The organism is Sphingobium soli (assembly GCF_020782245.1).
Taxonomy (GTDB): domain Bacteria; phylum Pseudomonadota; class Alphaproteobacteria; order Sphingomonadales; family Sphingomonadaceae; genus Sphingobium; species Sphingobium soli.
This window is the reverse complement of sequence record NZ_JAJGNP010000003.1, coordinates 70,539-90,616: the sequence shown is the minus strand read 5'-3', so window position 1 is coordinate 90,616 and position 20,078 is coordinate 70,539. Positions and strand designations below refer to the sequence as shown.

The 20,078-nt window shown below is 63.4% G+C and carries 21 protein-coding genes; 7 read left to right on the top strand and 14 right to left on the bottom strand.

The window, feature by feature from the left end:
- Positions 1-16 precede the first annotated feature (16 nt).
- The 12 genes from LL253_RS05130 to LL253_RS05075 all read right to left on the bottom strand — a co-directional run bounded on the left by LL253_RS05130 (position 17) and on the right by LL253_RS05075 (position 12,972).
- Entirely contained in the window at positions 17-520 is a 504-nt protein-coding gene (locus LL253_RS05130) for a L,D-transpeptidase family protein (protein WP_228226436.1), read from the bottom strand.
- The gene (gene ribA, locus LL253_RS05125; protein WP_009823304.1) at positions 517-1,587 is read right to left on the bottom strand and encodes a GTP cyclohydrolase II; all 1,071 of its coding nucleotides are present in this window, start codon (positions 1,585-1,587) and stop codon (positions 517-519) included. Before ribA ends, LL253_RS05130 begins: the two co-directional genes overlap by 4 nt.
- Entirely contained in the window at positions 1,587-2,384 is a 798-nt protein-coding gene (locus LL253_RS05120; RefSeq protein WP_228221428.1) for an exodeoxyribonuclease III, read from the bottom strand. Before LL253_RS05120 ends, ribA begins: the two co-directional genes overlap by 1 nt.
- Before the next feature lie 266 nt (positions 2,385-2,650).
- Positions 2,651-3,289: a LolA family protein gene (locus tag LL253_RS05115; RefSeq protein WP_009823306.1), complete on the bottom strand. Its 639-nt coding sequence runs from the start codon at positions 3,287-3,289 to the stop codon at positions 2,651-2,653.
- Between the two features lie 265 nt (positions 3,290-3,554).
- Positions 3,555-5,876 carry a DNA translocase FtsK gene (locus LL253_RS05110; protein WP_228226435.1) on the bottom strand — a complete coding sequence of 774 codons (2,322 nt, stop codon included), beginning with the start codon at positions 5,874-5,876 and terminating at the stop codon, positions 3,555-3,557.
- Positions 5,877-5,978: 102 nt separating this feature from the next.
- Positions 5,979-6,467: a GNAT family N-acetyltransferase gene (locus tag LL253_RS05105; RefSeq protein ID WP_009823308.1), complete on the bottom strand. Its 489-nt coding sequence runs from the start codon at positions 6,465-6,467 to the stop codon at positions 5,979-5,981.
- Positions 6,464-7,366: a DMT family transporter gene (locus tag LL253_RS05100; protein WP_228226434.1), complete on the bottom strand. Its 903-nt coding sequence runs from the start codon at positions 7,364-7,366 to the stop codon at positions 6,464-6,466. Before LL253_RS05100 ends, LL253_RS05105 begins: the two co-directional genes overlap by 4 nt.
- Positions 7,367-7,379: 13 nt before the next feature.
- Positions 7,380-8,540, bottom strand: coding sequence for a flavodoxin-dependent (E)-4-hydroxy-3-methylbut-2-enyl-diphosphate synthase (ispG, locus tag LL253_RS05095; RefSeq protein ID WP_228226433.1), 1,161 nt, complete (start codon positions 8,538-8,540; stop codon positions 7,380-7,382).
- Between the two features lie 86 nt (positions 8,541-8,626).
- Positions 8,627-9,928, bottom strand: coding sequence for an OmpP1/FadL family transporter (locus LL253_RS05090; protein WP_228226432.1), 1,302 nt, complete (start codon positions 9,926-9,928; stop codon positions 8,627-8,629).
- 424 nt (positions 9,929-10,352) lie between these two features.
- Positions 10,353-11,735 (bottom strand): phosphoglucomutase/phosphomannomutase PgmG, encoded by a 1,383-nt coding sequence (pgmG, locus tag LL253_RS05085; RefSeq protein ID WP_228226431.1) that lies wholly within the window; start codon positions 11,733-11,735, stop codon positions 10,353-10,355.
- Positions 11,732-12,166 (bottom strand): J domain-containing protein, encoded by a 435-nt coding sequence (locus LL253_RS05080; protein ID WP_228226430.1) that lies wholly within the window; start codon positions 12,164-12,166, stop codon positions 11,732-11,734. Before LL253_RS05080 ends, pgmG begins: the two co-directional genes overlap by 4 nt.
- Positions 12,166-12,972: a division plane positioning ATPase MipZ gene (locus LL253_RS05075; protein ID WP_228226429.1), complete on the bottom strand. Its 807-nt coding sequence runs from the start codon at positions 12,970-12,972 to the stop codon at positions 12,166-12,168. Before LL253_RS05075 ends, LL253_RS05080 begins: the two co-directional genes overlap by 1 nt.
- Before the next feature lie 107 nt (positions 12,973-13,079).
- Here LL253_RS05075 and panC point away from each other — a divergent pair, with 107 nt between their 5' ends.
- The gene (panC, locus tag LL253_RS05070) at positions 13,080-13,925 is read left to right on the top strand and encodes a pantoate--beta-alanine ligase (RefSeq protein ID WP_228226624.1); all 846 of its coding nucleotides are present in this window, start codon (positions 13,080-13,082) and stop codon (positions 13,923-13,925) included.
- Between the two features lie 15 nt (positions 13,926-13,940).
- Here panC and LL253_RS05065 read toward each other — a convergent pair whose 3' ends face one another.
- Together LL253_RS05065 and hemE are read right to left on the bottom strand one after the other, a co-directional pair.
- The gene (locus tag LL253_RS05065; protein ID WP_228226428.1) at positions 13,941-14,381 is read right to left on the bottom strand and encodes a CopD family protein; all 441 of its coding nucleotides are present in this window, start codon (positions 14,379-14,381) and stop codon (positions 13,941-13,943) included.
- Entirely contained in the window at positions 14,381-15,439 is a 1,059-nt protein-coding gene (hemE, locus tag LL253_RS05060; RefSeq protein ID WP_228226427.1) for a uroporphyrinogen decarboxylase, read from the bottom strand. The genes LL253_RS05065 and hemE overlap by 1 nt, the downstream gene beginning before the upstream one ends.
- A gap of 288 nt (positions 15,440-15,727) precedes the next feature.
- On the opposite strand from hemE, the gene LL253_RS05055 reads away from it, so the two are divergent.
- The 6 genes from LL253_RS05055 (at position 15,728) to hpf (ending at position 19,964) form a co-directional block, all read left to right on the top strand.
- Entirely contained in the window at positions 15,728-16,555 is an 828-nt protein-coding gene (locus LL253_RS05055; protein WP_228221438.1) for a pyruvate, water dikinase regulatory protein, read from the top strand.
- Positions 16,552-17,157, top strand: a complete 606-nt coding sequence (locus LL253_RS05050) for a Maf family protein (protein ID WP_228226426.1) — start codon at positions 16,552-16,554, stop codon at positions 17,155-17,157. Before LL253_RS05055 ends, LL253_RS05050 begins: the two co-directional genes overlap by 4 nt.
- Positions 17,154-17,981 (top strand): shikimate dehydrogenase, encoded by an 828-nt coding sequence (aroE, locus tag LL253_RS05045; protein WP_228221440.1) that lies wholly within the window; start codon positions 17,154-17,156, stop codon positions 17,979-17,981. Before LL253_RS05050 ends, aroE begins: the two co-directional genes overlap by 4 nt.
- A complete protein-coding gene (coaE, locus tag LL253_RS05040) occupies positions 17,978-18,571 on the top strand; it encodes a dephospho-CoA kinase (RefSeq protein WP_228226425.1) in 594 nt (197 codons plus the stop codon). Before aroE ends, coaE begins: the two co-directional genes overlap by 4 nt.
- Positions 18,572-18,602: 31 nt before the next feature.
- Positions 18,603-19,295: a DNA polymerase III subunit epsilon gene (gene dnaQ / locus LL253_RS05035; RefSeq protein WP_009823322.1), complete on the top strand. Its 693-nt coding sequence runs from the start codon at positions 18,603-18,605 to the stop codon at positions 19,293-19,295.
- 75 nt (positions 19,296-19,370) lie between these two features.
- On the top strand, positions 19,371-19,964 hold the full coding sequence (hpf, locus tag LL253_RS05030; protein ID WP_009823323.1) for a ribosome hibernation-promoting factor, HPF/YfiA family: 594 nt from the start codon (positions 19,371-19,373) through the stop codon (positions 19,962-19,964).
- Positions 19,965-20,078 lie beyond the last annotated feature (114 nt).

Sequence of the window (20,078 nt, the reverse complement as noted above, 5' to 3'; positions counted from 1 at the left end):
GCAAAGCGGAAGATCGTTAGCGCCGGATGTCCATCCTATCGCCGGGCCGCAACAGCGGCAGCAGGCGCAGCATGTCTGACCGTTCCACCGCCACGCATCCGGCGGTCGGCCGGCCTTCCGACAGGTGGAAGAAAATGGCGCTCCCCTGCCCTGCGACCGGCGGCGCGTCATTATAGCCCAGCACCATGATGACATCATAGGCATCGTCGCTGCGGATCAGGCTCTCTGCGGAAAAGGCGCGGGGCAACCGGACAGGACGATTATAGGCGGGGTCCGCACTATCGTCGGACCAGCCGTCGCTTTTGCGGATCCAGCGCCAGGGCAGATGGATATCGCTCGACTCCACCCTGCCCTGCCGCAGCAACACGCCCCGGATCGGCCAAAGTCCGACCGGCGTGCACCCATCCCCTTCCCGCTTGTCGGCCGCTGGGCGGGCGCCGCCTCGCCCGATCGTGCAGTCCATCGCCAGTTCGCCGAAGGTAAGCCGCCCTGCGGCGCAATCGACGCGGATCACGCTCATAGCTGGTGGCCGGTCCGGTCCCGCTTGGTCGCCAGATAGCGTTCGTTGTGCGGATTGGTCGGCAGGATGATCGGCAGGCGTTCGGTTACTGTGATTCCCGCCGCCTCCAGTCCCGTTACCTTTTTGGGATTATTGGTCAGCAATCGCACCGCACCCACATTCAGCAGGTCGAGCATCCGCGCCGCGACCGAAAAGTCGCGCGCATCGATGGCAAAGCCCAGCCGCACATTGGCGTCAACCGTATCGAACCCCTGATCCTGCATCGCATAGGCGCGCAGCTTGTTGACCAGACCGATGCCGCGCCCTTCCTGCCGCAGATAGAGCAAGATGCCCCATGGCGCGTCCGCGATCCTGTGCAGCGCCTCATGCAATTGTGGCCCGCAATCGCATTTCAGGCTGCCCAGCGCATCGCCGGTCAGGCATTCGCTGTGCAGGCGGACGACCGGAGGCGAACTGTCGCGTTTGCCGACAATCAGCGCGACATGCTCGCGCGGCTCGTCCGGGCTGCGGAAGGCGACGATCTCCGCGGTCTCGCTCGCCGAGACCGGCAGACGCGCGCGTGTCGCGATGGCCAGATGGATGGCATCGTCATAGGCGGCGATATCATCAGCGCTTGCTTCCGCCTCCGCATCGCCGTCAGCAGCGCTCACAAAATAGGCCGGCAAAATACCTGCCAGCCGCGCCAGCCGAAGCGCCGCCTGGGCGGCATGGGGGCTGACGAGCGGCCGCGCCCGGAAAGGTCCCTTGAGCGGCGAGCCCAGATCCAGCACGGGATCGGCGATGCTGGTCGCGACGTCGGCGTCGATCCAGAGCGTGCGTGCGATCAGCACTGGGCGTTCGGGGTCGGCGGCCGCCAGCTGGTTGGCGAGGTTGAGCGTCTCGGCGCGGGCGGCGGAGATCAAAATGTCGGCTTTGGCGTCGGGATCGAAGTCGGCCAGCGTCACGGCGTCCGCACCCTCGATCGCCATCAGCCGGATCGCGCCATCGTCCGCGACCAGCCGCACCGGCCAGCCCCGGCGCAGCGCGTCGATCGCGCGCGCGGCGTTGCGCCCTACGCTGCCTGCCATCAGAAGGCGAAGTCCGTGATGATCGGAATATGATCCGACGGCTTAATCCAGCTGCGCGCCGGTTCGATCACGCGATGGCCGACAGCTTTTTCCGCGACGTCGCGGGTCATCCACATATGGTCCAACCGCCGCCCGCGATCCGACGCCGCCCAATCCTTCGCCCGATAGCTCCACCAGGTGTAGAGCCGGGCGGGTGCAGGATGGAAATGGCGGCCGATATCGACCCAGTCGTTCGACGCCTGCAACCGGCCCAATATCTCGCACTCGATCGGGGTATGGCTGACCACGTCAAGCAACTGGCGATGGCTCCACACATCGCATTCCAGCGGCGCGATGTTGAAATCGCCGGTCAGGATGGTGGGCTTGTCCTCCAGAGCGGCCGACCATTCGATCATCCGCTCCAGAAAATCCAGCTTCTGGCCGAATTTGGGATTCACAGTGCGATCGGGCACATCGCCGCCGGCAGGCACATAGACATTTTCGATCCGCACGCCATTGTCCAGTCGCACGCCGACATGGCGCGCCTCGCCATTGGCCTGCCAGTCCAGCCGGTCATCCTCATGGATCGGCACCTTGCTCAGGATCGCGACGCCATGATGCATGCGCTGGCCGTTCAACACCTGATGGACATAGCCCAGCCGCCGGAACATCTCGGTAGGGAAAGTCTCATTCACCACCTTGGTTTCCTGAAGGCACAGGATGTCGGGCGTTTCCTCTCGCAGCAATTGTTCGACGATGTCGATGCGGGCGCGAACGCTGTTGATGTTCCAGGAACAGACGGAAAGGGTTTGGGCCATGACGATGCCCTAAAAGCCCGCGGGTCGTTGCGCAAGCGGCGGACTTCGGCGCTTATACCGGACAATGTAAGACCCCCGCTCCGGGGGCGTGGAACGGGGGTCTCGATCGCGCCCTTGAAGCGCTTCGCGGCGAAAGATGGGGACCGGGTAACAGGGGGGAAATCCCGGCTTAGCCTTCCGCCGTGAAATGCTGATTAGCGCTGCCGATATGAGCGGCAGATGAACGGATTGGAAAGTTTTTCAATCCATCGCGCCCGATGCTCCGGTCAGCCGCCGGCCGACCTGCCGCGCGGGCGCGGATCGGTCCAGCGAAAGGCGGAATCCTCCACCGGCGCGCCATAGCGTTGGTTGGTCAGGCGCACGGCGGTGCGGTTATTCTGCGAATCGAGGGCTACCCAGCCATAAAGTTGAAGGCCAGCCGGGCTGGCCGCGTCACGCTTGAAAATCATGGTGATGGTGCCGAATTCCGGTCGCTTGGGATCGCGCGCCTGCACCGACAGGATCGAGGGATCATCGGTCGGGATCACCTTGCCGAATTTCGACAGATCCTTGCTCGGATCAATCAGCGCACCCAGCGGCGAATTTCCGATCGGCCAGCGCTGCACCTGCCGCACTTCATAGTCGATGACGGTCAGCGCCTTGCCATCGCCCACGATCAGCAAAGGAACGCCCTTCTGATATTGAAAGCGGATCTTGCCAGGTTGCTTCAGCGTCAGCTTGCCGGTCAGCGTCTGACCATTCCGGTCGGTCTGGCTGAAATCAGCGGTCATGGTCGTGACCGCGCGGATATAGGCATTGACCCGCGACAGGTCGGCATCGCCCTGCTGCGCGGCGGCCGGCAGGGTCGGCACGACCAGCGGCGCAGCGGCAAGGGCCAGCATAAGGGGCGCAACGATGCGCTTCATGGCGTCTAACTCCGGTTCGTTCCTATGGCCTTATGGCCTAGTAGGCGCGGCTTGAACCCGCTGTGAACCCGCTCGTTCCGAAACTGCAAGGATTTCTGCAAGCCAAATTTCCGCCGCTCCAATGGCGGAAAAAAAGGGCCGGTCCGAAGACCAGCCCTGAAAGTTTTTAGGAGAGGATGCCTGAAAGGCCTTTTCCCTATGCCTTCACGCGCGCCTGCGTTCAAATGCGAAGCATTCGATGACGATTGCACGTCCTGCAACCGCCTCAGATGGGATTGCCATTTTCGTCGCGCAGCACTTCGCGGCGGCCGACATGGTTGGGCGGGCCGACCAGCCCTTCCTCCTCCATCCGTTCGATCAGGCGCGCCGCGCTGTTATAACCCACGCGCAATTGACGCTGGAGCCAGCTGGTCGATGCCTTCTGATTCTCGAACACGAGCTGGCATGCCTTGCGGAACAGCTGCGCGTCGGGACTGTCATCGCCCAGATCGACGCCATCAAGCGCGAAGCTGCCTTCCTCCGGCTCCTCGGTGACGGCGGAGATATAGTCTGGCTGGCCCTGCGTGCGCCAATGGTCGGCGACCATGCGCACTTCGTCATCCGACACGAAGGGACCATGGACGCGGGTCAGCCCCTTGCCGCCATGCATATAGAGCATGTCGCCCTTGCCCAGCAGCTGTTCAGCGCCCTGTTCGCCCAGGATCGTGCGGCTGTCGATCTTGGAGGTGACGAAGAAACTGATGCGGGTCGGCAGGTTCGCCTTGATGACGCCGGTGATGACGTCGACCGAGGGGCGCTGGGTCGCGAGGATCAGGTGAATGCCCGCCGCGCGCGCTTTCTGCGCGAGGCGTTGGATCAGGAATTCGACTTCCTTGCCCGCCGTCATCATGAGGTCGGCGAGCTCGTCCACCACCACGACAATCTGAGGCAGCGGCTGGAAATCGAGCTGCTCCTCCTCATAGATCGGCTTGCCGGTCTCGGGATCATAGCCGGTCTGGACGCGGCGGCCGAGCGGCTTGCCCTTCGCCTTGGCGGCGCGCACCTTCTCATTATAGTTGGCAAGGTTGCGCACGGAGATGGACGCCATCATACGATAGCGATCCTCCATCTGCTCGACGGCCCATTTCAAGGCACGGATGGCCTTGTTGGGTTCGGTCACGACCGGCGAAAGGAGATGCGGGATGTCGTCATAGGTCGACAGTTCCAGCATCTTTGGGTCGATCATGATCAGGCGCAACTGATCGGGCGTCATGCGATACAGCAATGACAGGATCATCGCGTTCAAGCCCACCGACTTGCCCGACCCGGTCGTCCCCGCGATCAGCAGGTGCGGCATGGGTGCCAGGTCCGCGATGATCGGCTCGCCCGAGATATTCTTACCCAGGATGATGGGCAACGTCGCTTCCTGCCCGAATTGCTCGCTGGTGATGAGTTCGCGGAAGGACACGCCCTCGCGATTGGCATTGGGCAGTTCGATGCCGATGACGGTGCGTCCGGGAATCGTGGCCACGCGAGCCGACAGCGCCGACATGTTGCGCGCGATATCGTCCGCCAGCGCGATGACGCGGCTCGCCTTGATGCCGGGCGCGGGTTCCAGTTCATACATGGTGACGACCGGGCCGGGCCGCACTTCGGTGATGTTGCCCTTAACATGGAAGTCGTCGAGCACGGATTCGAGCAGGCGAGCGTTGCGCTCCAGCGCAGCCTTGTCGATCTTGCCGCCCTGATTGGCAGGAATGGGGTTGAGCAAATCGGGTGACGGCAGCGAACTGTTGCCGAACAGATCGTCCTGGCTGACGGGAGCCATGGCGCGCTGCACCGGCGCCGGCTTGGGCGCCTGGATCGTGATCGGCGGTTTGGGTTCATTCGACACCTGCCGGCGCGGCGCGATGATCCGCTCATCCTCCTCATCCTGCGACACGGGTTCGTCGGCGGCCGGGCTTCCCGCCAGCGCAAGCCTGGGACGCGGCAGGTTCAGCCGCGGCAACGCAGGGCGGCGCAGCGCGATGATCGGCTTTTCCAGCGCCAGGCTGCGATAGCAGGTGAACAGGCCGACGATCAGTGCCAGGACGATCAAGCCGCCCTTGATCCACGGCGCGGCGGCGGGAGCCTGCACCAGCAGGCTGCCAATCCCCTTGGCCGTCACCAGGCCGATCACCCCGCCCCAGCCGGCGGGCAGGCCGACCAGCGGGTCGGTCTGGAACAATGCCAGGGCGATTCCGACCAGAATGATGCCGAAAAGGCATTTGCCAAACTGGCCCTTCCACCCCGCCATGTCCTGATCGCCCCAGAGGCGACGAGCGGTGACCGCCATCAGCGGCAGGATCAAGGCCACCGGCACACCCAGCAGCCAGAGCAGGAAATCGGCCGCCCAAGCTCCGGGCGAGGCCATGATGTTGGCGACATGATCGCCGGCCACCGTGTTCATCGACGGGTCACTCGGCGCATAGCTGAGCAGCGCCAGTGCCAGGAACAAGGTTCCCAGCATCAGCGCGATCGCGCCGATCAGCGCGCCGCTGCGTATCAGGCTGCGCTTGAGCATTTCACGCCATTCCGGCGTGCGTTTGACGGTGCGGCCGACGGCCATAACTTACCCATGTCCCCCAAATGTTCCGTTTCGGCACAATGCGCCGAGCGGGGAGTCCGCGTCAAGTCCGCGCCCCGTCGATCTACCGTAACGATCCGTGGTCTAGGGCTGGAGCGCGGCCAAGCGGACGAGCGCCTGCCCATCGACCCGCTGCACTGTCCATTCGTCCATCGCACGCGCGCCCAAGGCTCGATAGAAAGCGATGGACGGTTCATTCCAGTCGAGCACCGACCATTCCAACCGCGCGCAGTCGCGTTCCATCGCGAGCGCTGCAAGGCGGGACAGGAGCGCTTTGCCCGCGCCCAGCCCGCGTGCCTCCGGCAGCACGAACAGGTCCTCCAGATACAGGCCGGGTCGTCCTTCGAAGGTCGAGAAATTATGGAAGAACAGGGCAAAGCCCACCGCCGACCCGTCCGCCTCCGCAATCAGTACCTCAGCCATCGGGCGGGGTCCGAACAAATAGCGGCCAAGCGTTTCGCGATCGGCCTTCACCTCATGCGCCAGCCGTTCATAATCGGCGAGCGCGCGAATGAAGGCCTGTATCGTATCGATGTCTTCGGCCTGTGCCGCGCGAATGATGATGGCGCTCATGCCGTTCCTGCCTCCACATGGGCGATTGCCGCCCGTTTCGAGCGCGCCGCGATAAGGCAGCCGGCAATGATCAGCAAGGCGCCCGCCAGCGTCGGTATGGTCAAGGGTTCGCCAAATACCAGCCAGCCGATGATCGCGGCCCAGATGAACGCGCTATATTCCACCGGGATCAGGCGCTGCGCCTCCGCCCGCGCATAGGCCCAGGCCAGCGCCGCGAGCGAGGTAAAGGCCAGGGTCGCGGCAAGGACTATCAGCGGGACAGCATCCAGCGAAGGCACGGTCAGCCAGAATGGCGCCGCCAGCGTGAATACGCCCAGCATGATGAGATGCTGGAAAAAGGCGACCTCGATCGGGGAGGCGAGCTGCGCCTGCCTGCGCTGGATGATAAGGTTCCACGCGAAGAGGACCGCCGAGCCCAATACCGCCAGCGCCCCGATCAGCGCATCGGGTTCATAGCGCCCCTGCAACCGGCCCGACAGGATGACCGCGACCCCAATCACACCCAGGAGCGATGCGCCGATCGCGCGCCGCCCGACACTTTCCTTGAGCAGCCATGCAGCCAGATACAGGGCGATCAACGGCGCGATGAAGGACAGGGCGATCGCCTCGGCCAGCGGCAGGCGCAGGATCGCCCAAAAGAACAACGCCGCCATGGCGGCGACGACGACGCCGCGCAGCAGATGGATCCGTAGCACTGCCGCGCCGGGCCAACGCTGCCGCGTTCCCAGCATCAATATAAGACCAAGTACGGTCCCCGCGAGCGCCCGCCAGAAAAGGGCATTGTAGAGACCTATCTCCAGCCCCAGCCCCTTCATCGTTGCGTCCATCACTGAAAACAGCGCGACACCCAGGCAGCAGACGGCAAAGGGGGCCGCGACGCCACGCGGCGAGGCGTCCATGGTCGCGCGCTGCCTATTCCGCCGCTTCGATCTTGCCGGCGTCGGTGCTTTCGGCCTCCAGCTTCGCCGCCTCGATCTCGGCTGCCTTGGCCTCCACCAGGCGAACGATATGGTCGACCATATCGGCGTCCTGAACCGTATGATCGGTGACACCCGACAGATAGACCATATGCTTGCCCGCGCCGCCGCCGGTCAGGCCGATGTCGGTTTCGCGCGCTTCACCCGGACCATTGACGACGCAGCCAAGGACGGAGAGCGAGAGCGGCGTATGGATATGCTGAAGCCGCTCCTCCAACGCCTGCACCGTGCGGATCACGTCGAAACCCTGCCGCGCGCAGGAGGGGCAGGAGATGACCTTCACCCCGCGGGTGCGAATGCCGAGCGACTTCAATATCTCATAGCCGACGCGCACTTCCTCCTCCGGTTCGGCGGAAAGGGACACGCGGATCGTGTCGCCGATGCCGGCCCAGAGCAGGTTGCCGATGCCGATGGCGCTTTTCACCGTGCCGCCGATCAGGCCGCCCGCTTCGGTGATGCCCAGATGCAGCGGACAATCGACCGCCTCGGCAAGGCTCGCATAGGCGGCGACGGCCAGGAACACGTCGCTGGCCTTCACCGCAACCTTATAGTCGTGGAAATCCTGGTCCTGGAGCAACTTGATATGGTCGAGCGCGCTTTCGACCAGGGCTTCGGGGCAGGGCTCACCATATTTTTCCAGCAAATCCTTTTCCAGGCTGCCGGCGTTGACGCCGATGCGGATGGAGCAGCCATTCGCCTTGGCCGCGTCCACCACTTCCTTGACCCGCGCTTCGCTGCCGATATTGCCGGGATTGATCCGCAGGCAGGCCGCACCCGCATCGGCGGCTTCCAGCGCGCGCTTGTAATGGAAATGGATGTCGGCGACGATCGGCACGCGCGCGGCGCGCACGATCTGTTTCAAGGCGGCGGTCGATGCCTCGTCGGGGCAGGACACGCGGATGATGTCCACGCCCACCTCCTCGCAGCGCCGGATCTGGTCGATCGTCGCCCTGACGTCGTGGGTGGGCGTATTGGTCATCGTCTGGACGCTGACCGGGGCGCCCCCACCCACGGGCACATTGCCGACCATGATCTGCCGGCATTGGCGACGGGCGATATCGCGCCAGGGACGCAGGCCGGGATTATGATCGGACATGAAAAAGGGGCTCCGTGGTTACGAAGCCCCTATAGTCCTTCACGCGCCGGGTTGAAACCGCCGACGCGCACAATCGCGCGCCCGGATCAGAAGCGGACGGTCAGAGAGGCCGCGACCTGGTCGGCATTGCCGCTGGTCTGCGCCAAAGTGGTCGCGGTGACGGTGGCGGGTGTCGGGAAATAGCTGTCGGGGCGGATGATGTTCGCCTTTTCGACGAAGGTGTGCGCGTAGCTGAGGTTCAGCGCCATCATCTCCGACATGTTCCAGGTCGCGCCGCCGGTCAGCCAGACGCGGTCGCCGTCGGGCACGCGCGTGGTCAGATATTGCGGATTGGTGGGCGTGCGGTCGAACATCGTGCCGGCGCGCAGCGTCAGCGCCGGGCTGACATCATATTCGCCGCCGACGCTGACCGAATAGCTGTCCTTGTAATCCAGTTCCTTGTTGGTCGTGCCGGTCGCGGACGTGACCGCGATGCCCTTGAACTTCGACCAATTATACCATTTGCCGGTGATCATCGCGCGCAGTCGCGGCGTCAGGCGGTGCATCATGCTGACGGTGACGATATCGGGCAGATCGAGCGGCGCGGTCGCGGCAAATTCACCATTGGCGGCCGTCAGCGGCGCGGCCAGGCCGGAAATGATCTGTGTCCCTTGCAGCTTGTGGCTGATGCCAGAGCGATAATGGACACCGAAATTGGTGTCCCCCGTGGTGTAGAACAGACCCGCATTCCAGCCCACCGACCAGTCATCGCCCTTCAGACTGGTGAAACCATCGGTCGGGACGAGCGGCGACACCTGTGGCAGTGCATTGGTCAGCGTCGCCTTCACATATTGCACGTCGACGCCGCCCCCGATCGACAGATTGTCGGTCAGCTTATAGGCGGCCGATGGTTGGATATTGTAGGTTTTAAGGTCGGTGTAGAGCGAATCATACCGGCCGAAGAAATCATCAGCATATTCCAGCTTCAGCCCAAAGGGCGCGTTGACGCCCAGGCCCAGCCACAGCTTGTCCGTCACCTGCGCGCTGGCATAAAAGCTGGGCACCGGAATGACGCTTTCAAACGGATTGCCGCCATCGCCGCCCGTCACGGGGACGCGCACGGTCGATCCGGGGACCGAACGATAGCTGCCACGATTGGTCTGGTGCGCCGACGCCATCAGCGCCGATGCGCCAGCCGACAGCTGCACGCCCTGAAGTTCCGTCATCGCCGCGGGATTGAAATAGATGGTGGACGGGTCGTCCCCGGCCGCAGCGCCGCCCGAAAGCGCGCGGCCAATCTCGATCGGCGACTGTTCCTGCAGGTAGAAACCGCCGGCGAGCGCGGGCACCGGCAAAGCGAGTGCGGCGGTTGCAAGAAGGGACCAAGGCAGACGGCGGTTTAAAGACATGGGGTGCATCCTCTAATTGTTGGCGACTCTTCTTCGGTCCCGGGCGGACGCTGGCTGCAACGCGCGAACCGGGCTTATGACGCAGGCGACTTACCAAAGATGTCGTGAATTTCCAGTATATGCGCCGTCGTTCATCGCACTTTTGCAGGTGGTCGCGCAGGCGCGCACCTCACTGACGCTACGGCTGCCAGACGATGAAGCCCGGCAACGAAGGCAAAAAAAAAGCCGCCCGGAAAGGCGGCCTTGAAGTTTTAGGAGAGGATGCCTGAAAGGCCTGTTCTGTTTGCGGTGCAGCACGGATTATCGCAAATGCGAATGGATCATCGATGATTGCATTTTCTGCAACTGGATGATTTTTGCCTCCTTTCCCTAGGGGAAAGTCGCGTTAAGATCTGCATCATTCTGCCGTTCGGATACACCCACCTCATCCTTCCCCGGCCAGATTCCTGTGGATCCCAGACTTTTTCAGCTGCGAATCGAGGATCATGAGCATATCGGCCAAAGCAGATTCGTCCGTGGCCTCTGCCCGGACCACCAGCGCTGCTTCCGTGTGGGACGCTCGCAGAAGCCACCATCCCAGCGGTTCGCGCACGCGTACGCCATCAACCAGATTGAGGTCGGCGCCCTTGGCGTCCAGCCGTCCGCGCACCTCATCCACCACCGCAAATTTGCGCGCTTCCGGCACCGATATGCGGATTTCCGGCGTGATGATGCTTCGGGGCAAGCCTTCAACCATATCGGTCACGCTCCGCCCCAATCCGCCAACGGCGCGGATCAGCCGGACGGCGGCATATAATCCATCGTCATAGCCAGGATAATCATCGGCGAAGAAGAGGTGGCCCGTCGTTTCCCCGCCCAGCGGGCTGCCAATCTGCTTCATTTTGGACTTGATATGACTGTGGCCGCTTTTCCACATGACGGGTTGGCCACCCAGCGCGGCGATCCGGTCGAACACGGTCTGGCTGGTCTTGACGTCGGCCACGATCGGCGCGCCAGGCCGCGCTTTGACCACCTCTTCGGCGAACAGGCCGAGCAACTGATCGCCGGGAATCGCACGGCCCTGTCCGTCGATCACGCCGATCCGGTCGCCATCCCCATCGAAAGCCACGCCGAAATCGAGCTGCTTCTCCAGGACCAGCGTGCGCAGGTCAGCCAGATTAGCATCCTTGCTGGGATCGGGATGATGATGGGGAAATTGACCGTCTATATCGATAAAGAGCAGATGATGCTCACCAGGGAGCAGCTGCGTCAGGCGCTCCACCGCCGGCCCGGCCGCGCCGTTGCCCGCATCCCAACCGACACGGCACGCCGGACCGTCAAAGCCCTGCATCAGTCGCGCGACGTAAGCGTCCAGAACAGGACGGCTTTGAACGCAGCCCACGCCCTCATCCCAGTCCCCCGCCGCAGCCAGAGCGCCCATCGCCTGTATCTCAGCCCCGAAAAAAGGCGCATGCCCCTTCACCAGCTTGAAGCCATTCTGATCGGCGGGATTATGGCTGCCGGTTATCTGAATGCCGCCATCCACATCGCCCGTATATTCGGCATGATATAGCATCGGCGTCGGCCCCAGGCCGATACGCGCCACATCGATTCCGGTCGCGACCAGGCCGTCGACCAGAGCCGCCTCCAGCATCGGGGAACTCAGCCGCCCGTCATAGCCCACCGCGACGCGCCGCCCGCCGCTGCGCGCGACGATCGTCCCGAAACTGCGCCCCAGCGCCCAGGCGTCGGCCTCATGCAATGTTCGTCCCACCGTGCCGCGCAGGTCATAGTCGCGCAGCAGCGTGGGATCGAAGCGATGGCTCACCGCCCTGCCCGCTCCTGCAGCAGCAGATCGCGCGCGGCATTGATCTGCGCCGCCAGCGCCTCTGTCCCACCCTTGTCGGGATGAACAGACGCGATCAGGCGCCGATGCGCCGCGCGGATCGCATCGGCATCGGCATCCGGGCCAAGCCCAAGTAGCGCGCGCGCGCGCGCGATGTCGGCGTGATCAGCCGTCGGGGCAGGAGGGATTGCCCGTTTGCGCCGCCGCGCGCGCGCCTGCCCCTGTTGCGCGAAGAACAGTGCGACGCTGATCAGCAGCGGCGCGCCGATCACTGGCTTGCCCTTTGCCGCCAGCACCGCCCCCACCAGCGCTGCGCTCAGGGCAATCCCGTCCTTCGCGGTCATGCGTTGCAGCTTGCCGGTCCAGATCAGCCAGATGGCGAGTGCTGCGATCAGCAGCGTCAACACGCCCATCAGGCCGCGCCGATCAGATCCACAGAGGCGGCGCCACCCTGCGTCGGCAGGGCAAAGCCCGCCACCATCTCGCGCAGTTCCTGCCGCGCGGCGATGTGGCTGACACCCAGTTCGCCCAGATGCCCCTTGTCCAGCAGGGTCAGGCCTGACGGGAAAAGCTCGCGAAAGATCACGCGTTCCGACAGACCGGGGATGACCCGGAAACCGACCCGGCGCGACAATTCCATCAGTGCATCGCCCACCCGCTTCTTGTTGCGCGCATCATGATGCTGGACGCGGTTGCGTAGCACCACCCAATCGATCGTGACCCCGTCCACCTTTGCCCGCGTCTTGCGCGCGTCAAAGATCAGTTCCGAATAGAAGGATAGGCGCCGCACCTTGAAGGTTTCAGGATCGACCTGACCGATGAGGTCGAAATCAACGAAACTGTCGTTCATCGGCGTCACCAACGTGTTGGCGTGGGGCGCCAGATGGCGCGCGAAGACATCGTCGCGTCCCGGCGTATCGACGACCAGGAAATCCTTGCCCTGCGCCATCTCCACCACCTGATCGTCCAGCGCGTCGGTGCTGTCGCCGGTAAAGACCGAAAAATCGGGCACTGGCAGGTCAATGCCGCGGCGACGTGCGGTTTCAACGCGGTTTTCCATATAGCGGGTGACCGTCCGTTGCCGCGGATCGAGGTCGATAAGGCCAACCTGGTGCCCCAGGGCGCTGAGCGCGATGGCGGTATGAACGGCCGTCGTCGATTTGCCCGTACCGCCCTTTTCATTGGCGAAGATGATGAGATGCGGCTGAGGATTGCCCATTGCCCCTGATAACCCCGTTGACTGTCGCAATGATGATTGACGCTCGCGCCGGCACCGGCATAGCAGGACGCCATTATCTCCTCGCCCTTATCGGAGCCCATCCTTCCGTGCAAACGCTGCGTGATATCTCCACTCTCCGCGCCGCTGTCGATGCCCTGCGCAGCAATGGCCGGCCGATTGCTCTGGTGCCGACAATGGGCGCGCTGCATGACGGGCATATGGCCCTGGTGGAGGAAGCGCGCCGCCACGGACGCCATGTCGTCGTGTCGATCTTCGTCAATCCCCGGCAATTCGGTCCGAACGAGGATCTGGACGCCTATCCAAGGCGCGAAGCCAAGGACGCGCAGCTGCTTCAGGCAGCCGGCGTTGCCATTCTCTGGGCGCCGAGCGTCGACGTCATGTATCCCGCCGGATTTGCCACCAATATCAGCGTGTCCGGCATCAGCGAAGGACTGGATGGCGCAGCGCGGCCCGGTCATTTCGACGGCGTCGCCACGGTCGTGACCAAATTGTTCAACCAGGTCCGGCCCGATGTCGCGATCTTTGGTGAAAAAGATTATCAGCAGCTTGCCGTCATCCGCCGTTTCGTGACCGACCTTGACCTGCCTATCGAGATTGTCGGCCTGCCGACGCAGCGGGCCGAGGACGGCCTCGCCCTGTCGTCGCGCAATGCCTATCTAACCGAAGACGAACGCAAAAAGGCGTTGGCGCTGCCGCGCGCGCTGGGCGAAGCCAAGCGACAGATGGAACGCGGCGATCCAGTCGATGGCGCGCTGGCGCAGGCGATAGCGACGCTGTCGGCCCATGGTTTTGGCCCGATCGACTATATAACCTTGTGCGACGCGACAACGCTCGAGCCGATACATAGGCTTGATCGGCCGGCGCGGCTGCTCGGCGCGGCGAAACTGGGCTCCACGCGCCTTATCGACAATATCGCAGTCGATCCTGCCTAAACGCAAGCAGGGGGATCAGAAGGGTTTCACGATCACCGCGATCACGATCACGGCCGCCGCGATCCCCGGAATTTCGTTCAGCAACCGCAACTGCCGGTCGCCAAGCGGCCGCTGCCCCTTGGCCAGCTTCTTCGTGTAGCTCGCGATCCAGCCATGATAGCCGGTCAGCCCAAGCACGAAGAGCAGTTTGAGGTGGAACCAGCCGAACTGCCACGCACCAATTTCCACCATCAGCATCAGCCCCAGCACCCAGACCAGCACCAGCGAGGGGTTGAGGATGATCTTGAGCAAGCGGCCTTCGCGTTCGATCCAGCGCTGGTCCTCTGGCGACCCCGGCACGGTTTCCTGATGATAGACGAAGAAGCGCGGCATCATGAACAAGCCCGCCATCAGGAAGATGACGAAGATCAGATGGGCGGCCTTCACCCACAGATAAGCGGCGCCAAGATAGACCATCAGCTGCAATCTCCTTGCTGTCGCACATAGCTAAGAAGCGCCTCGACATGCGCAATGGGCGTGTCGGGCAAAATCCCATGGCCAAGGTTGAAGATATGCGGGCGATCGGCAAAGGCAGCGCGGATCGCGTCCACCGCCTCTTCCACCGCGCGCCCGCCAGCAATCAGCGCCAGGGGATCGAGATTGCCCTGCACCGGCATGCCCGCCGGTAAGGCGCCATGCGCCCAATGCGGATCGATCGTTTCGTCCACGCCAACAGCATCGACGCCGGTTTGCACCGCATAATCGGCCAGCTTCGCGCCCGCCCCCTTTGGAAAGCCGATGACCGGAATATCGGGATGGCGTTCCTTCAGCGCCGCGACGATGCGGCGGTTGGGGTCGATCACCCAGCGTTCAAACTGGATCGGCGCCAGGCTGCCGGACCAGCTGTCAAATAATTGCACGGCCTCGACCCCGGTCGCGATCTGGCCGCTGAGATACTCGACAGTCGCCGCGATGATCGCGTCGATCAGCGCAGCAAAGCGATCGGGCTCGCCATAGGCCATGCGCCGCGCAGCCCCATGATCCTTGCTGCCCTGGCCCGCCACCATATAGGTTGCGATCGTCCAGGGACTGCCGGCAAAGCCCAGAAAGGTGACATTGGGGTTCAGCGCGGCCTTCACGCGGCGCACCGTGTCATAGACGGCGTCAAAACGCGACCATTCGGGCGTCAGCGCCGACAGGTCCGTCTCCGCCAGGATCGGCGCGAGGCGTGGGCCTTCGCCGGCCTCGAACCACAGACTCTGCCCCATGGCATAGGGCACGATCAGGATGTCCGAAAACAGGATCGCTCCGTCAAAGCCGAACCGGCGCAACGGTTGCAGCGTCACTTCCGCCGCGGCGGCGCTGTCATAGACCAGTTCCAGAAAGCCGCCCTTATCGGCACGCAACTCGCGATATTCCGGTAGATAGCGGCCTGCCTGGCGCATCAGCCAGACTGGCGGCACTGCCGGACGTTCACCCCGGAGCACGCCCAGAAGTTTCTTGTCGGCGCCATGGGCCGGGGCGTTCAGGCTCATCAGACTCTCACTTAATTAAGATTCAAAAAGGATGATGCAGATGTTGGTGCGTTGGCAGCGGGGTTAATGCGCTGTGCCCGGAATTGCCAACAGATTGACTCTGGCGATTGACGCAATCGCGTCCGAGTCAGGCAATCTGCCCCCGCTATCCACAGGCTGTGGATGAAATCCAGCGCCTGTGGGAGGGGTGTGGATAAGAGTCCGGTCAGTGGGGAGGGACCAAAACCGCGATTTCATCCACTGATTCCTCCCTTGCTTTATCCACAGCCCTTCCACACAGATGGGCACATGGCGCGTATCCACCTCCACCTTCTATCAGATTCCACCGGGGAAACGCTTGAAAATATTGCCAAGGCGGCGATCGGCCTGTTCGAAAATGTCGAGGCAATCCGCCATTTCTGGCCGATGGTGCGGTCGGATGTGCACCTTGACCGGATCATGGAGGATATCGCCGCCAATCCGGGCCTCGTGCTGTTCACGCTGACGAACCATATGCTGCGGCGGCGGCTGGAAACCCGCTGTCGCGCGCTTGGTCTGCCGCATGTCGCGGCGCTCGACAGCGTGGCAGACGCCCTCTCCAACATATTGGGGCAGGAAACCCGCACCCGGCCAGGCCGCAAACATATATTGGACGAAGCCTATTTCGCGCGGATCGAGGCGATCCAGTTCACCATCGCGCATGATGACGGCGTCGGCCACGAAAATTGGGAGGAGGCCGATATCGTCCTAGCGGGCGTTTCGCGTGCGTCCAAAACGCCAACCTCCATCTATCTCGCCAATCGCGGCTACAAGACCGCCAATATCCCGCTCGTACCGGAATCGCCGCCGCCGCGCAGTCTCTACACGCTGCGTCATCCCATGGTCGTGGGGCTTACCGTCAGTCCCGAACGGCTGATCCAGATTCGGCGTAACCGGTTGCTCTCGCTCAACCAGGCGCCTGAAACCGCTTATGTCGATATCGACAAGGTGCAGGATGAACTGGCCTTTGCCAGGCGCATGTTCGCTGACCATGGCTGGCCCGTCATCGACATGACGCGGCGGTCGATCGAGGAAGCCGCCGCGGCGATCATCAACCTCTTCAACGACCGAGTGCTCGCGGAGGGAGACGGCGCATGATCGTCCTTGCCTCGCAAAGCGCCAGCCGCCGGGCGCTGCTGACGGCGGCGCAGGTGCCCTTCGAGGCGCTATCCCCCGGCGTGGACGAAGATGCCGCCAAGGCGGCGCTGCGCGCCGACGGGCTGGACGCCCGCGCGCTCGCCGATGCCCTGGCGGAACTGAAGGCGCTGAAGGTGTCGCGTCGCGTGCCTGGCGCGCTGGTGCTGGGCTGCGACCAGACGCTCAGCATCGGCGACGGCGCGGAACGGGGCGAGATGATCGACAAGGCGATTGATCGGGCCGATGCGGAGCGCATCCTGCGCCAGCTTTCGGGCCGCGTGCATCATCTTCACAGCGCTGCGGTGATCGTGCTGAACGGTGATCCGATCTGGCGGCATGTCGAGCGGGTGCGCATGACCGTGCGGCCGTTGTCGGAAAACTTTATTACTGCCTATCTGGACAGCGACTGGGACGAATGCCGCTGGTGCGTGGGCTGCTACCGGATCGAAGGACCGGGCGCGCAACTGTTCAGCCGGGTGGAAGGCAGCCAGTTCGCGATCCAGGGTCTGCCGCTTCTTCCCCTGCTTGACTTTCTGCGCGTGCGTGGCGTTCTGAAAGCATGACCGACAAACTTCCCTATGCCGAGGTAATCGGCGATCCGATCGCGCACAGCCAGTCGCCCCTCATCCATAATTTCTGGCTTGAGGCCCTCAATATTGAGGCGGAATATCGCAAGACGCACGTGACAGCCGATAGCCTCAGCACCTATTTCCTTCAGCGGCGCGCCGACCCGGACTGGCTCGGCTGCAATGTCACCATTCCGCATAAAATCGCAGTACTCGATTATGTCGATGATCCGGGCGGCGTGCGCGACCGGATCGGGGCGGTCAACACCATTGCCTCGGAAACCGGCGGACCGTTGATCGGCACCAACACCGACGCGGGCGGTTTCCTCCAGCCATTGCTGCGCGACGGCTGGCAGGGCCAGAGCGCCGTCATTATCGGGTCGGGCGGCGCGGCGCGGGCGATTTTATTCGCGCTGGCCAGCCTTGGCGTCCCCGACATCAGCATCATGGCGCGCGACGCCGCCAAGGGTCAGGCGCTGCTTGATCGCGCCAGGGTGAAGGGCAGGGTGCTTGGCATGGCCGACGCGCTGCCGGCCGCTGACCTGCTGGTCAATTCAACCTCGCTCGGCATGGTCGGGCAGCCCGCGCTCGATCTCGACCTGACGCCGTTGCCCGAAAAGGCTATCGTCTACGACATCGTCTATGCCCCGTTGGAAACCGGCTTGCTCAAAGCTGCGCGCGCGCGGGGTTTGCGGACGCTTGATGGCCTTGAAATGCTGATTGGACAGGCGGCTCTGGCCTTCGACATATTCTTCGACGCGCAGCCGCCTCGCGAACTGGACGGGGAATTGCGCGAACGGCTCCTCGCCGCCCAGTCATGAAGGTCTATGGCCTGACCGGCTCGATCGGCATGGGCAAATCGACCGTCGCGGCCATGTTCCGCCGGGCCGGGGTGCCGGTATTCGATGCCGACGCGGAGGTGCACCGGTTGCAAGGCCCGGACGGCCCCTTGCTTCCCGCTATCGAAGCCCGATTTCCCGGAACCACGGGTCCCAAGGGCGTGAATCGTGCCAGGCTGGGCGCTGCCGTCTTCGGCGATCCGCAAGCGCGCAAGGCGCTGGAGGCGATCGTCCATCCGGCCGTCCACGACCGGCGCGAGCGGTTCCTGAAACGCCACCGCGCCCGCGCTTTCGTCATCCTCGACATACCGTTGCTGTTCGAAACCCGTGGCGAAAGGCGGCTGAACGGCGTGATTGTCGTTACCGCACCGGCGTGGAAGCAGCGTCGGCGCGTGCTCGCCCGGCCCGGAATGACGGCGTCCAAATTCCGGCAGATCGTCAACCTGCAAACTCCCGATGCTGTAAAGCGGACGCGGGCTGACTATATCATCAATACGGGCACGAGCTTGGCCGAAACGGCCGCACAGGTTCGCCGTCTGGTCGCTTGCCTTGGCCGCCAGACAGGCAGATAAGGGTTAGCCCACAGAGTCGATTGCGAGGGCAATGCGCGAGATTATTTTCGATACCGAAACGACAGGGTTCGACCCTGCATCCGGCGACCGGATGGTGGAGATTGGCTGTATCGAACTGGTCAATCGTGTGCCCACCGGACGCACATTCCACGCTTATTATCACCCCGAACGCGACATGCCGGCGGCCGCCTTTGCGGTCCATGGCCTGTCCGCCGATTTCCTGGCCAAGCATCCGGTCTTTTCACTGGGCGCGCTGGAACTGCTCGATTTTCTGGAGGACAGTCCGCTGGTCGCGCACAATGCGCGCTTCGACTTCGGATTCCTCAACCATGAACTGACATTATGCGGCCATCCGCAAGTCGGCATGCACCGCATGATCGACACCGTCGCGATTGCCCGTCAACTCCATCCGGGCGCCAAGCACAGTCTGGACGCGCTCTGCACCCGCTACGGCATCGATCGCAGCCATCGCGTCAAGCATGGCGCGCTGCTGGACGCGGAATTGCTGGCGCAACTCTATATCGAACTGACCGGCGGCCGTCAGATCGGCCTGGGTCTGGCACAGGAGGAGGCAAAAGAGATCGTCAGGGTGGAACTGACGGAAAGTCCCGTTGTTCGCCCTGTTCGTCCTGCGCGCGTCTTCATGGCGAGCGCGCAGGAGCTGGAACGGCACGCCGCGTTCGTCGCGACGCTGGACAGGCCGCTCTGGCTGGAGGAGGCATAGGCCCATCAAGGACCTGTGCCTTCACGCCAACCCGGCCGCCCTCCCGGCGGTTCGGCAAGAATAAGGAGAAGGCATATGGATATTCGTGTTTCCGGGCATCAGGTCGAAACGGGCGACGCGCTCAAGCAGCATGTCTGGGATCGGCTCGAGGCGATGGCCGAGAAATATTTTTCCCGCACGATTTCCGCCCAGGTCACCTTCCGCGGCGCGCCGCATGGCGCTTTCCATTGCGACATCGTCTGTCATGTCATGACCGGTCTTATCCTCAAGGGCGCGGGCGAAGCGCAGGAGGCGCATCCGGCCTTCGACCAGGCGGCCGAGCGGATAGAAAAGCAGCTGCGCCGCTATATGCGCCGTCTGAAGGACCGCAGCCAGCAGGCAGCAGCCGCTGAAGCGCAGCGCGCCAACGGCTTCAGTCTGGATGATGTCGATGGCGCAGGCTACACCATCTTTGCCGGCGGCCGCGAAGAGGAAGAACCCGATGACGCGCCCCTGATCGTCGCGGAAACGCGCGTCGACATCCCAGAGGCGAGCGTATCGGATGCGGTGATGATGCTTGATCTGCGCAACACCAATGCCCTGCTTTTCATGAATGCGGGCACATCGACCTATAATATGGTCTATCGTCGCCAGGATGGGACGATTGGCTGGGTTGAGCCCCGCGCCTGACCCCTTGCGCCCGGCCCCGCTGCTGTTGACCTTCCGGGTCGGGCGGCTTATGGGGCCGGGCTTCACAGTCCCCGAGCATACGCGCATAATCTTCCCCCTGGCTGAGCGCGGCTC